We start from the raw sequence: 13462 nt of genomic DNA, 5'->3' as shown, positions 1-13462 counted from the left end.
CAAACTGTATTTAACAAGCAATAAAACATGCCTATTTATTTAGTTCACTTATATCAATCTCACTAACTCCATGATCATTTCTACTTGCTAATATCACCAAATAGATCACTTAATTTATGAAACTGGTATTATTTAACTATAGCTTCCATATTTCATCTCGATACTGCCTGATCGTATGATCACTCGAAAACACACCGCTTGCCGCCGTGTTTAAAATACTCTTTTGGGTCCACAACGTTTTATTTTTATACAATTGGTCTACATTACGTTGGGCTTCAAAATAGGTGTCAAAATCATAAGCTGTTAACCACATGTCATGTGGGTCACGAATGGTTTGAATAATTGAATCAAAGATCTTTGGTTCAAATAAATTAAAATGACCACTTTCTAATAATTGCATCACGGCAGATAAAGTCGGTGAATTTGCGATGATGTTATTGGGTTGATAGTTTGCTTTAATCGTCGCTACTTCATCAGCGTGAGCACCAAAAAGGAAAAAGTTATCCTCTCCAACCGCATCTCTAATTTCGATATTAGCGCCGTCTAAGGTGCCAATAGTTAATGCACCGTTCATCATAAATTTCATATTTCCCGTGCCAGAAGCTTCTTTACCGGCAGTTGAAATTTGTTCTGATAAATCAGTAGCCGGACAGATAATTTCCATTGCTGATACATTATAATTTGGAATAAAAGCGACACGTAAGTACGGTGATGCTTTAGGATCTAAGTTAATAGTATCAGCAACATTATTAATTAATTTAATAATCTGTTTTGCCATAGCATAACCCGGAGCAGCTTTACCGCCAATTAGAACACAACGCGGTGTAATATCGTCGGTATCGCCCTTACGTATACGGTCATATAATCCGATAACGTGTAAAATATTAAGTAATTGACGTTTGTATTCGTGAATACGTTTGACTTGAACATCAAACATCATGTTGACATCAAATACTACACCTGTTGATTGCTCAACAAAGTCAGCAAGGGCAATTTTGTTGGTTAATTTACTTTCTTGCCATTCCTTTTGAAAAGTTTTATCAGCAGCATATTCAGATAACTTGGCAATTTGTGATAAATCACCCACCCATTCTTTACCTATTTTACTACTAATTAAAGTGGATAAGCTTTTGTTACAATGTGACAACCGGCGACGGGGTGTAACCCCATTGGTTTTGTTGTTAAATTTTTCAGGCCATAGTTTATAAAAATCACTGAACAAACCTGCTTTTAGTAGTTGCGTGTGTAAAGCTGCAACACCATTAACCGAATAACTACCTACTATCGCTAAATGTGCCATTCTTACGTGAGGCTCTGGTCCTTCCTCAATCAGGGATAACGTTTGTTGTTTTTCGTTATCGCCAGGCCAACAAACGGCAACTTGTAGTAAAAACCGGGCGTTGATTTCGTAAATAATGTCTAAAATTCGTGGTAAAAGATTTTCAAATAACCTTACCGGCCATTTTTCAAGTGCTTCTGGTAATAAAGTATGGTTAGTGTACGCCATGGTTTGCGATGTGATTTGCCATGCGTTATCCCACGAAATTTCATAGTCATCCATAAGAATTCGCATTAACTCGGCAACCGCTATACTCGGATGCGTGTCGTTTAATTGAAAGCCATTAAACTCTACAAAATTATCGAAATTGATACCATGTATTTCTATATGTGTGTTTATTACATCTTGAAGCGACGCTGAAGACAAAAAGTATTGTTGTCTTAAACGTAATTCTTTACCATTTTCACTGGTATCATTTGGATACAAAACCATGGTGATTTGTTCGGCAAGGTTTTTTCGAGCTACAGCTTCGGTATAACTACCGGCATTAAACTCATCAAGATCAAATTCATCCGTTGCTTCAGACTTCCATAATCTTAATGTGTTAACAATACCATTTTGATAACCCGGAATTGGCATATCATAAGGAACAGCCAATACATCATGAGTGTTATTCCATTGTCTATATTGTTTACCATCTTTTTGGGTAATCACATCAACATTGCCAAAGAACTTCACTCTAACCGCTTTTTCTGGAGCGGGTATTTCCCATGGATTACCATGTCTTAACCAATTATCAGGGTGTTCAACTTGATTACCATTTTTAATTTGTTGATTAAACATGCCGTATTCATAACGAATGCCATAACCAATAACAGACAAGGCTAAACTGGCACAACTATCTAAAAAACAAGCAGCCAAACGCCCTAAACCACCATTACCTAAACCAAGATCATGTTCGGCTTGCTCTACTTCTTCTAATTCACAACAATAGTCGTTTAACGTTTTACGTACCGTATCATCTAAGTTTAAATTTAAAATAGCATTATTGAGTGCTCTGCCCATTAAAAATTCAAGTGAAATATAGGCTACGCGTCGTTGCCCTACTCTATCTGTGCGCGTTTTTCTCCATTGTGCAACTAAGCGATCACGAATGGTAATGGCAAGCGCATTATAAAGGTATAAATGTGATTCTTGTACCGTATCTCGGCCTAATGAAAAGTGAAAATGACGGGCCAAATCTTCAGAGAATGTATGATCATTCATTAATACACTGCTATCTGTTTCAGCGATTTCACATAGCGTATTTTTTTTGTTCACGAGTTAGTAACTCCTATTTATAATGACTGCTGTAAATATTTACATTCATGTTTAGCAATCATTGAGTTCATGTAATAAAACTATAGTTGAAAAAGGCACCATAGTTAACTTCCGCTCGGCGGCTAAATGGCGTTTTTCTGTTTGAATAGCGCTAGCATTGGTATCTATTACAACTTGCCAATGAGTCACATTTTCAATCTCTGGTAACTGAAATTCTATAGGCTCTTTTCCTGCATGGTATAAACATAAAAGCACAGGAGAATTTTCTGGTTTTTCATGTATCATATAGCCTAGCGTTGCTTCATGATGCGCATGCCAGTGATCTTTGAGCATAGGAAGTCCAGAATGATGAAGCCAAGTTATGCCTACTTGAGAATCTTTCTCATCTTTATGGATAAAACGACGATAAGCTAACATGGGAAAACGTGATCTTAATTGGCTTAAACTGGCAACAAACGGTATAAGCTCTTCACTAAACGCTGAATTATCTTGCCAATTAAGCCAATTGATTTCATTGTCTTGACAATATGAATTATTATTTCCCTGTTGTGTACGTCCTAATTCATCACCCGCAAGCAACATAGGAACCCCTTGAGAAAACATCAAGGTGGTCAACATATTTTTAATTTGCCTTAGACGTATTGCTAAAATTGTAGTGTCAGTAGTTTCACCTTCAACGCCATAATTGTTTGAAAAATTTTCGGAATGTCCATCACGGTTATTTTCACCATTGGCCTCGTTATGTCGCTTTTGGTAACTTACTAAATCACGTAAGGTATTGCCATCATGACTACAAAGAAAATTAATACTCGCATAAGGTTGGCGACCACTGTGTTCAAAAATATCACTAGATCCATGAATTCGTCGTGCAAATTCAGGTAACATACCTTTATCACCACGCCAATACCGTTTAATAGCATCACGGTATTGGTCATTCCATTCAGACCAAGGTCTTTGAAAAGCACCTAATTGATAGCCACCAGGACCAATATCCCAAGGTTCAGCAATTACCTTAACCGTTGCTAGCACTGGATCTTGTAAAATAGCATCTAAGAAGCCATTACTTGGGTCAAACCCTGTTACTTCGCGCGCTAAAATCGTCGCCAAATCAAATCTAAAGCCATCAACACCCATAATATTTACCCAATATCGCAAACTATCCATAACCATTTGCAAAACACGAGGATGACTAATATTAAGGGTATTACCGCATCCTGTATCATTAATATAATAGCGAGGCTCGGTAGGATTTAATCGATAATACGATTTATTGTCTATACCACGAAAACTTAACGTTGGACCAAGCCAGTTGCCTTCGCACGTATGGTTGTAGACAACATCAATAATGACTTCAAATCCGGCTTGATGTAATTGGTCTACCATTTGTTGAAATTCAATGATTTGATGCTGATTTAGATAATCTTTATGGGGAACAAAAAAACCTAATGAGTTATATCCCCAATAATTAGACAAATTTTTATCTGTTAGGAATTGTTCTGAAATAAACTGCTGAACGGGTAGTAATTCAATTGTAGTAATACCAATAGCCCGATAATGCGCTATCATCGCGGGATGACTTATTCCTAAAAATGACCCCCTTAATTCGCTAGGTATTTTGTCATTAATTGCGGTTAAACCTTTAACATGCCCTTCATAAATGACAGTATTTTGCCAAGCTATGGGCTTCCTTGGTATTCCCGAAGCCGAGGGATCGACAACAACCGCTTTAAACATCACATCGGCATTATCTCTTTCATCAAAAGATAAATCTTTTTTGGGATCACCAACTATATAAGCGAAATGACGGTCCGACCAAGAAAAACGACCCGTTAATGCTTTAGCATAAGGATCTAATAACAATTTATGATGATTAAAACGATGACCGAATTCTGGTCGATAAGGTCCGTATACACGGTAACCATAAACAAGGCCTACTTTTGCACCTTTAAGGTATCCATGCCACAGATTATGTTCACATAAAGGCAGGGTGAAGCGCATTAATTCTTGCTGACCTAGATCATCAAAAATACACAATTCTACTTTTTCAGCATTAGCTGAAAATAATGAAAAATTCACACCAGAACCGTCTACAGTAGTGCCTATAGGATAAGCACTACCCGGTTCCATCTTATACATTTCCATAAATGTCCCGTTTCAACTTATAACCAGTATAAAACTAAATTAAATACAGGAAACTTGTTTTTTTAAATCCAACATTAACTACATAAAAATTTGGTAAATGTATAACCTAAAACTAGTTAAGCATTATTTTATCAAAAAATACATAAATTAATAAAAATTTAATTTTAATTTTAATTTACGGTAGTCACCACACTATTCTCAGTACCGAACGCATTAGGTTGATACTGATCCGCCTTATAATCATTTTCCCATTCAGTATTATTCAACAAATACTTAAAATGAAAAGTACCATCCTTGGGTAGTCGCACTTTAGTTTTAAAACTTTTCGATTTTTTATTGAACTTCATTTCGATAGCTTGCCAATCATTAAAATCTGCAAACAAGGCAACCGATGAAACATCACTACGAGTAAATTCAAAAGTAACTTCCGCTTCATCTTTGGTTTTAAAAAACTTTTTAGTTAACATTATTTTCTCCAGTAATTTGTTATTGGTGTAAAATGAATAGTAAATAAACCTCAAAACTAGTATAAACTACTTATTGAGTGGCGTTATTAATGAGCATTATCTATCAAATACCTTTTGTAGCAAAATAACATTTTATAAGCTATATAATATTTTTCGTTATTATCAAAACAAAAAACGATGATATTTTAACCTAATTGTTGTTTAAACTACATTAAATGTAATTTTATTTCATAACCAAAAAGGATTATAAATGCATTTAGTTGAAAGACTAGCCGAATTAGTCGGATTTTGTTCGAGTTACACAGGCACATTTGGTGAACAAGTCTTTGTTAAAGACCAAGCAAGACGAGCCTTGTTATCGGCTATGGGGTACTCATTAGATGATGAGTCACTTATTGCATCAATAGAAAAATTAGAAAATGCTCAATGGCAAACAATGCTGCCTACAACACATATAGCCAAGCTTGAAGAAAAACAACATTTCATTAAGTTAAGCATTCCTGACTCGCTTGTTTTAACTGACAGCAATACGACAGTTAACTGGAAAATAATTACAGAATTTGATGAACAAATTACAGGTTGTATTTTAGTCAACGAATTGCATTTGCTTGATAATAAACAACTCAATGACAAACACTATTCTTTGTATCAACTACCCTTACCTGCACTACAAGTTTTATACCACCAACTGGCGGTAACTTTAGGCGAAATAACACAACACTGTACATTAATTTATGCCCCTCAATGCTGTTATAGTCCAAAACAAGCCAGTGATAAAAAGGTATGGGGTTTTACAGCACAGTTATATTCATTGAAAAGTGAAAACAATTGGGGCATTGGTGATTTTAGTGATTTGCATACCTTGGTTGAGCAGTCAGCTGAACAAGGTGCTGCAACTATTGGCATAAACCCATTACATCCGCTTTATCAAAACAATCCGGCAAGACATAGAAGCCCTTATTCTCCGTCAAGTCGATGCTTTTTAAATCCACTTTATATAGACGTGACTGCTGTAGCACAGTTTTCATCATGTCTGCAGGTTCAAAACCGAGTGAATAGTGCTGATTTTCAACAAAAACTATTAAAAGCAAAAGCATCTGAACAGGTGGATTATGTAGCCGTTGCCGCTTTAAAATTTGAGGTGTTAGGATTAATCTTTAATGATTTCATTGCCAATAAAACAACCAGTAATTTAAAACAACATCAGGCTTATTCACAATTTAAGCAAGATCAGGGTGAAAACTTACAGCAATTTGCTACCTTTGATGCGCTGTATGAGTATTTTAGAAACATTAACGAACATGCCTATGGCCGGACTTCATGGCCTGAAGCCTATCAGAGGGTAAACAGCGCAGAGGTTGTTGAGTTTCAAAAGACTCATCAAGAACGTATTGAGTATTTCTGTTTTATACAATGGATAGCCCATCATCAATTAACAGCAGTTAAAAAAGCTGCCAAAGCTAAACAAATGAAAATTGGCTTGTATTTAGATTTAGCTGTTGGCTGTGATGGTTCAGGTGTTGATGTTTGGTCAGATCAAGAGTTATATGTCGCCGGTGCCGCTATCGGAGCGCCACCCGATGGTATGAATGCATTAGGACAAAATTGGGGCTTAACCCCTATGAGCCCTGTCACGTTAAAAGCGAAAGGATATCAACCTTTAGTACATGCCCTACGAAGCAATATGCAATATGCCGGTGCACTTCGCATTGATCATATTTTAGGTTTAATGCGTCAGTATTGGATTGCCCCAAACATGCCCGCCAACGAAGGTATATATATAAGGTTTCCATTTGATGAAATACTGAGAATTATTGCGCTAGAATCACAACGAAATCAATGTATTGTAATTGGTGAAGATCTAGGGAACGTACCTGATGGCTTCAGTGAAATAATGCATAATCTTTGGTTTGTTATCTTTTAAAGTTATGTTTTTTGAACGTTGGGAATCAGGGTTATTTAAGCGTCCCGATTTATATCCAGAACAATCAGTAGTCACTATTTCAACCCATGACACCGCTACATTAACGGGTTGGTGGCAAGGACGTGATTTACAATGGCGTGAATTACTTAATCTTTATCCAAGTGCAGAGGCAGGTGAACATGAACGCAATGGCCGAGCTAGCGAAAGAGCAATGCTTATTGACGCGTTAAATGACATGCAAGTGCTCGATATAAATAAAGCACCTGCACAAAATCCACCAGAAATGACAACGGAATTAACGATTGCGGTGCAAAAATATTTAGCCGAGGCACCCAGTTATATTCAACTGATCCCCCTTGAAGATGCGATTGAATCTGTAGAACAAGTGAATATTCCAGGCACAATTGATGAACACCCTAACTGGCTACAAAAATTACCCGTTTCATTGGAGAACTTTTTCAATACAGACTCGGTTGACCAATTAGTTATCGCTATGAGGCAAGCAAGACCAAATTAAAATCCTTACCATTACACCAAGCAAATGAATAGTGATTTTCATTAAAAAGTTCAATGGTAAAGGTTATACCAATCTCAGCTAAGATGTGATCATTTCTACATTAAAAATAGATCACTTAATTAATGAAACTGGTATTATCATTGATATGAATCAAATAAGTTTTTTGTGTACTTTGTATTCTTAACATATACCTGAATCAATAATTAACGAAATAACTAACGAGACGATCATGACAGAAATCAATACAATTTTATATGCAACAGATCTTGGTAAACACACCAGACCTGCTTTCCGTATGGCGGTGAGTTTAGCGAAACAAATGAATGCAAAAATTCATTTTTTGTATGTAATTGAACCCATCAATCCTAATTCAGCTTCGATAATTAATTCTTATATTGCGGAAGGCACGATAGAAGAGATATATCAGCGCTCAATTGATGATTTACACATAAAAGTTAAAGAACGTATTGATAAATTTTGTTTAGAAGAATTAGAGGGTGCAGAATTTCCTGGCGGTAAACCTGTGGCCGATATTATTGAAGGTTCTCCACCACTACTATTATAAAAATAGCAGAAGAAAGAGATGTTGATTTGATTGTTATGGGAAGTCACGCTCATAGCTTATTAAACAATTTATTTATTGGTTCTGTAGCCGACAAAGTGGTCAATCGTTCAACTAAACCTGTGTTACTTGTACCACTTAAAAGCGACTAGAATTTTTATAAAAATATTAATAAGTTAGGTTTTTTCATACATTAAACTTTTCTAAAAGGCATAAATGCTAACGCTGTTTGATAGATTTCTGTCATTCTAGCGTTGTCATGATATACCCGTTCAATTACCGCAATGCCTCTGGTTAAAGCAACTAGATATCGGGCAGTTGATTGCGCATCACCTATAAATTGCTGATCTTTAATTGCTTGCTCTAAACGTTTTTTCATAATAACTTCTAGGCCTTCAAGAAAACGGGCTAGGGATAAATGAATATCAGGACATTGTTGTGCAGCCTCCATAATTGCACGAGTACTAAAACATCCTCTTTTTTCTTGATCACCGCATAAACGATTTTCTATTGTTTTAAATAATTGAGTAAAGGCCTTTTTAGCATCTGGGTGTTGTAATTCGCCTTCAATAAATATCAAAAATTTATCGGTGTAATGACTAAAAACCTTTAGAAAAAGCACGTTCTTATTCTGATAAGCATTGTATAAACTGCCGCGTTGCACACCTGTTTCTTTTGCAAGATCTTGCATTGTAGTGGCATTAAAGCCTTTACTTGAAAATACGGCTATCGCTATATCTAATACTTTCTCTTCATCAAATTTACGTATACCAACCATTATTTCTCTACTTAATTACATGAATAGGTTTTCATATAACACGTATCATACCTTATTGTTGACATTGCTGTCATTTTTGACATACTTGTCAAAGATTAATTTTACAATAATTATTTCATTAAATAGTTATTGAAATAATAAGACTGAAATCTTTTACTTCACATATAACCCATTTTAAGACAAACCATCTTAAAAAAAGCCATTTTAAGGAAATAGCATGACCATTACTCTTTATGAATTATCAGGTTCAGATCGTAATCAATTCTTTTCTCCACATTGTTGGAAAACTAAACTCGCCTTAGTACATAAACAGCTTCCCCATAAAACAGAGCCTGTTTGGTTTACTGAAAAAGAAAAGTTCGCCATGTCTAAACAACCTTTATTACCCGTAATTACCGATGGTAAAAAGATCATCAATGATTCATGGACTATCGCTGAGTATTTAGAGGCTAAATACCATGACTCGCCTCGTTTATTTGCCGACGACGATACCAGAGCAAAAGCTGAATTGTTTAATCAATGGGTATCAACTGAATTGTCTAAACATATTCCCGGTATTCTTATTTTAGATCTTTATCATTTACTTGCTGAACAAGATAAGGACTATTTTCGCAAAACAAGAGAAGAACGACTTGGCGCTAGTTTAGAAGTGTTTGGCGCAACCCCCGAAAAACATATTCAAGGGTTACAAGATGAATTAGCCGATGTCAGAGAGATATTAACAACGCAAGATTATTTAGGTGGTGATACCGCTGACTATCGTGATATATGTTTGCTTGGTACTTTTTTATGGATCGCTAATTCAAGCAATAAAACCTTCTTAAATGAAGATGATCCTGTATACACTTGGTACCAACGTGTATTGAATGATTACCGTATGGCTATTCCAGATTCAATTCAATAAACACTTAATCAAAAATTAAGCCATACTATTAATTGAAATAATGAAACCACCCTGTTTTTTAACGTTATTAACAACCTGTAAAACAGGGTTTACTTCCCATTATTAAGCTTTACAATACAGCTAATACCTTAAAATCACCTTTCAACGTGGGTAATATCAATTGAACAATATTGGGTTAGGCTGTGAAAATTTTTCTATCGCGGTATATATAGCAAACAAGCCTAATATGCCTGAATATCAGCAATTAACAAATATAATGCCACTGTCTTCACATGAAATAAGTGCTATTAATACAGACTGTGGCAATGGTTGGCGCAAAGTATTTAATGTGTATGCAAAATTACTTTATGCCCTTGATACAAGCTATTTTAATTATTCATCAAACGAAGCTACTTGGCAAACGTATCGAGAAAGTTTTCTACTGCAAACAAACTCACGCACAGCGTTGTTGTTTTCTGCTCCTCAGCCCTTAACAAATAAAGATTCTCTACATATTATTTGCGGAAAAACATACGCTAATCACCTAATAGCAACCAAACAGTTATCGGTAGATTTAACATGGCTAGATAGCGAATTTGCTATTGATAAGCAGAATAATCTTATCGTCTGCCCCTATTTTGATTACCGACAATTATCAAATATTAAAATTGAAAAACTCGTCGGTTTACTTGCCTCTCTCAAATAAAAAACGTACTCGAAGAAAATACAACGCTAAAGCTCACTTTAGCGTTTGATAACTAACTATGATTAAAATAAATAAGAAACAGATAGATTGCCAGACATGGCAATATAAGTTCCGGATTTATAGACATATTCTTCATATTCGTCTGCTTGGCGTAATGTTAAAACAAAATCTAAAGCGACTAATCCCCAGTTGTAACCCAACCCCCTCCTAATTGAAAGCCTGAGTTTGAATCGCTTTCATATCTTCCACTCCATGTATCAGAAATGAAACCGCCACCATATCCTCTAAATCCAGGCTTTGAAAAACCTACACCGCCGTAGGCCATTAACTCGTAACCCTTACTGTCGATAGTATTATAATCATCATTTTCGAGTGAAAAGTATGTCGCTCTAATTTGAAAGTGATTATTAACCGCATAACCGACTAAATTATAACCACCAAAATCTAGCGAATCATTAGAATCGTCATCATTTGCTAACGTAAAAGCGTATGATCCCGCCCCTATACTCCAATGCTTTTCAGCTGAAGCATCATATTTATTGGCATTAACTTGTGATCCTAGTAATAAGGTAGATAATAACAAAGTTCCCTGTACTGTTTTTTTCATTAATTTTCCTATTAACTCATGTGACGTTGTTGTCGTTGTAATGATTTATTTTTAACTACTTGCTCTACTTGTGGTGCGGCATAAAGTTTTAGGCTACTAAAAAGACTTTTGAGTTTTGCTGCATCATAGTCTAGTGCTAATTTTTCGATAACCAGAGGATGCTTTTCAGCAAATAACGCCTCTACTGCTTGTGATATCAGTTCAAACAATTTTTTCAAACTAATTTTATGAATTTGCCCAGTTTTATTGAAAATCCACTCGGTAATTGCCATAAAATCATCAAAAGGTTTATCAGACAATACGTGGGGCAATGAGTATTTAAAGCGACCAGAATTACCAATCATGTCCCAATATCGCGCAAAGCGATTAATGCGTTGCATGGTAGCAAAGCTAACTCGGTCTGTACTTAATATATTAAATGGTGGCAGTGGATTAAACCGCAGATCGAACGTTTCAGTATGCCGAATGATCGGACTTCCTTTTAACCGCTTTAATATTCCCATTTGAATTTCATGTGGTCGGCAATGATAAAGTTGGTTAAAACTGTCTTTAAAAGTATCAAAAGTTTCCCCAGGTAAACCAAAAATGAGATCTGCATGAATATGTGCCGAGGTATTATCTCTTAGCCAAATTAAGTTATCTTTAGACTTAGCATTATTTTGCTTACGGCTAATATTAGCTTGTACTTCAGTATTAAACGTTTGAATGCCGATTTCAAATTGTAAACTACCCGTTGGAAACTGTGTTAGTAACGCTTTTAACTTTCTTGGGAGGTGGTCAGGCACTACTTCAAAATGAAGGTAGAGATCGTCAGTCATTCGGTCTAAGAAAAACTGCATTATTTGCATGGTGGTAGTGATGTTTAAATTGAACGTTCTATCAATAAATTTGAAATTTCGTGCACCACGTTGATAGAGGATCTCCATTTGTTCAAGAAATAAGGTGAGATCAAAAGGCGTAGAAGCTTTGTCTAAAGATGACAAACAAAATTCACATTTAAAGGGACATCCACGAGATGCTTCAACATAAAGCAAACGGTGCTTTAAATCTTCATCAGTATAATATTGATAAGGTAAGGCTATTTCTTCTAGCCCAACCGGTTGTGATTTAAGTACTTTTTTGTCGGGTGGTGTATTATTTATTATGTCTTTACACAGTTGATAAAAGCTTAAATCTGCAGGCCCTGTTAATACATAATCTGCACTGGCAACGATCGCTTGTTGCTCCGTTTCATAGCTAACTTCAGGTCCGCCCAATATGATCTTAATTTCAGGTGCAATAACTTTTAGTAAACTCACCACATCAGTTGTTTCAACAATATTCCAGATATAAACACCAAAACCAACAATATCAGGCTCTGATGCTAATATTTGTTCAACGATATCAATAGCACGGGTTTGGATTATAAATTCTTGAATTTCACAAAAATGCTGTAATTCTTTTAAATTGGCGTAAAGATAACGTAAACCAAAACTGGTATGAAAGTATCTTGCGTTAAGTGTCGCAAGTACAATTTTAGGTGACTCTGCTTTTGGTTTTAGTGCTTTTTCAGACTGACGTGAATTACCTTCCGCTATGGGGAGCTGCGTAACGGTTAGTTCAGGAGGATACTTTTGCTCTGCCATCGGGATTTTAACTACTTTTAATACTCATCGTAGTATTATACTGTGATTGCTGAGGTTATTCAGCAATCTTATTTTCTGGTAAAAGACTCTTACCCTATTTTAATCAAAATATAGAAACACTTGGGTTTTTAGGGGTGAGTTTTACCCGCTGTTTTTTGTGATCGCTTTTACGAGTAGCAACAATATCTAATGAGTTTTCTGTAGGGGACGTACCGAATATTTCTACTGTATATTCTAGTGGGCTAAGTAAATTAGTTAAACTATAACGTCCCATAACAACAAGTTGTGACACAGGTGCATTAGGTGAGTCGTGAGAAACAACGGGTGAAAGCATCATATCTTCTAACACACGTACGCCCTGCTCATCTTTTAACACAATCTTGTTATGAATAACCTTGGCAATAGCATTACGGTGGCGATTAAATTCAGTGTTTGAAAGTTTTCCGTCATTATCGTCATCAATTCCTTCAAACGCTGAAATAGGTAACGAAAGCACCATAAATGCCCCCTTTTCAAGCACATTTAATGTGCCGTGCTGTGCCACCATCACATGCGCTGATAAAGCTTGCGATAGAAAAATACTAGTGATAAAAATAGCGGTCGAAATCAAGTTGTTTTTAATATGTTTCATAGGGTAATTCTTTAGTGTACG

Annotated in this window: 13 protein-coding genes; 6 read left to right on the top strand and 7 right to left on the bottom strand. The window is 35.8% G+C overall.

Features of this window, described 5'->3' with window-relative positions:
- Window positions 1-136: 136 nt before the first annotated feature.
- The 3 genes from L3081_RS13390 to L3081_RS13380 all read right to left on the bottom strand — a co-directional run bounded on the left by L3081_RS13390 (window position 137) and on the right by L3081_RS13380 (window position 5208).
- Complete coding sequence (locus tag L3081_RS13390; RefSeq protein WP_242287044.1) at window positions 137-2545, bottom strand: glycogen/starch/alpha-glucan phosphorylase; 2409 nt, start codon at window positions 2543-2545, stop codon at window positions 137-139.
- A gap of 105 nt (window positions 2546-2650) precedes the next feature.
- Window positions 2651-4741, bottom strand: coding sequence for a glycogen debranching protein GlgX (gene glgX, locus L3081_RS13385; RefSeq protein ID WP_242286647.1), 2091 nt, complete (start codon window positions 4739-4741; stop codon window positions 2651-2653).
- Between the two features lie 170 nt (window positions 4742-4911).
- A complete protein-coding gene (locus tag L3081_RS13380) occupies window positions 4912-5208 on the bottom strand; it encodes an isoamylase early set domain-containing protein (RefSeq protein ID WP_242286646.1) in 297 nt (98 codons plus the stop codon).
- Between the two features lie 250 nt (window positions 5209-5458).
- Between L3081_RS13380 and malQ the strand changes: the two genes are divergently transcribed.
- The 4 genes from malQ to L3081_RS29095 all read left to right on the top strand — a co-directional run bounded on the left by malQ (window position 5459) and on the right by L3081_RS29095 (window position 8363).
- Complete coding sequence (gene malQ, locus L3081_RS13375) at window positions 5459-7132, top strand: 4-alpha-glucanotransferase (RefSeq protein WP_242286645.1); 1674 nt, start codon at window positions 5459-5461, stop codon at window positions 7130-7132.
- Window positions 7119-7649: a 4-alpha-glucanotransferase gene (locus L3081_RS13370; RefSeq protein ID WP_242286644.1), complete on the top strand. Its 531-nt coding sequence runs from the start codon at window positions 7119-7121 to the stop codon at window positions 7647-7649. Before malQ ends, L3081_RS13370 begins: the two co-directional genes overlap by 14 nt.
- A 229-nt stretch (window positions 7650-7878) precedes the next feature.
- Window positions 7879-8214 carry a universal stress protein gene (locus L3081_RS13365; RefSeq protein WP_242286643.1) on the top strand — a complete coding sequence of 112 codons (336 nt, stop codon included), beginning with the start codon at window positions 7879-7881 and terminating at the stop codon, window positions 8212-8214.
- 35 nt (window positions 8215-8249) lie between these two features.
- On the top strand, window positions 8250-8363 hold the full coding sequence (locus tag L3081_RS29095; protein ID WP_420839742.1) for a universal stress protein: 114 nt from the start codon (window positions 8250-8252) through the stop codon (window positions 8361-8363).
- Between the two features lie 41 nt (window positions 8364-8404).
- Here the strand turns inward: L3081_RS29095 and L3081_RS13360 are convergent, their stop codons facing one another.
- A complete protein-coding gene (locus L3081_RS13360; protein WP_242286642.1) occupies window positions 8405-8989 on the bottom strand; it encodes a TetR/AcrR family transcriptional regulator in 585 nt (194 codons plus the stop codon).
- Window positions 8990-9206: 217 nt separating this feature from the next.
- Here L3081_RS13360 and L3081_RS13355 point away from each other — a divergent pair, with 217 nt between their 5' ends.
- Together L3081_RS13355 and L3081_RS13350 are read left to right on the top strand one after the other, a co-directional pair.
- Entirely contained in the window at window positions 9207-9893 is a 687-nt protein-coding gene (locus L3081_RS13355; RefSeq protein ID WP_242286641.1) for a glutathione S-transferase N-terminal domain-containing protein, read from the top strand.
- A gap of 160 nt (window positions 9894-10053) precedes the next feature.
- Complete coding sequence (locus L3081_RS13350) at window positions 10054-10578, top strand: DUF6942 family protein (protein ID WP_242286640.1); 525 nt, start codon at window positions 10054-10056, stop codon at window positions 10576-10578.
- 178 nt (window positions 10579-10756) lie between these two features.
- On the opposite strand, the gene L3081_RS13345 is transcribed toward L3081_RS13350, so the two are convergent.
- From L3081_RS13345 to L3081_RS13335, 3 genes are all read right to left on the bottom strand, one after another.
- On the bottom strand, window positions 10757-11185 hold the full coding sequence (locus tag L3081_RS13345) for a hypothetical protein (protein ID WP_242286639.1): 429 nt from the start codon (window positions 11183-11185) through the stop codon (window positions 10757-10759).
- A gap of 11 nt (window positions 11186-11196) precedes the next feature.
- Window positions 11197-12810, bottom strand: coding sequence for a B12-binding domain-containing radical SAM protein (locus L3081_RS13340; protein WP_242286638.1), 1614 nt, complete (start codon window positions 12808-12810; stop codon window positions 11197-11199).
- A gap of 103 nt (window positions 12811-12913) precedes the next feature.
- A complete protein-coding gene (locus L3081_RS13335) occupies window positions 12914-13441 on the bottom strand; it encodes a hypothetical protein (RefSeq protein WP_242286637.1) in 528 nt (175 codons plus the stop codon).
- Window positions 13442-13462: the final 21 nt, after the last annotated feature.

Source organism: Colwellia maritima (assembly GCF_022669015.1).
GTDB classification, from domain to species: domain Bacteria; phylum Pseudomonadota; class Gammaproteobacteria; order Enterobacterales; family Alteromonadaceae; genus Colwellia; species Colwellia maritima.
Note: the sequence above shows the minus strand (reverse complement) of the source record. Positions and strands in the feature narration are given on the sequence as shown.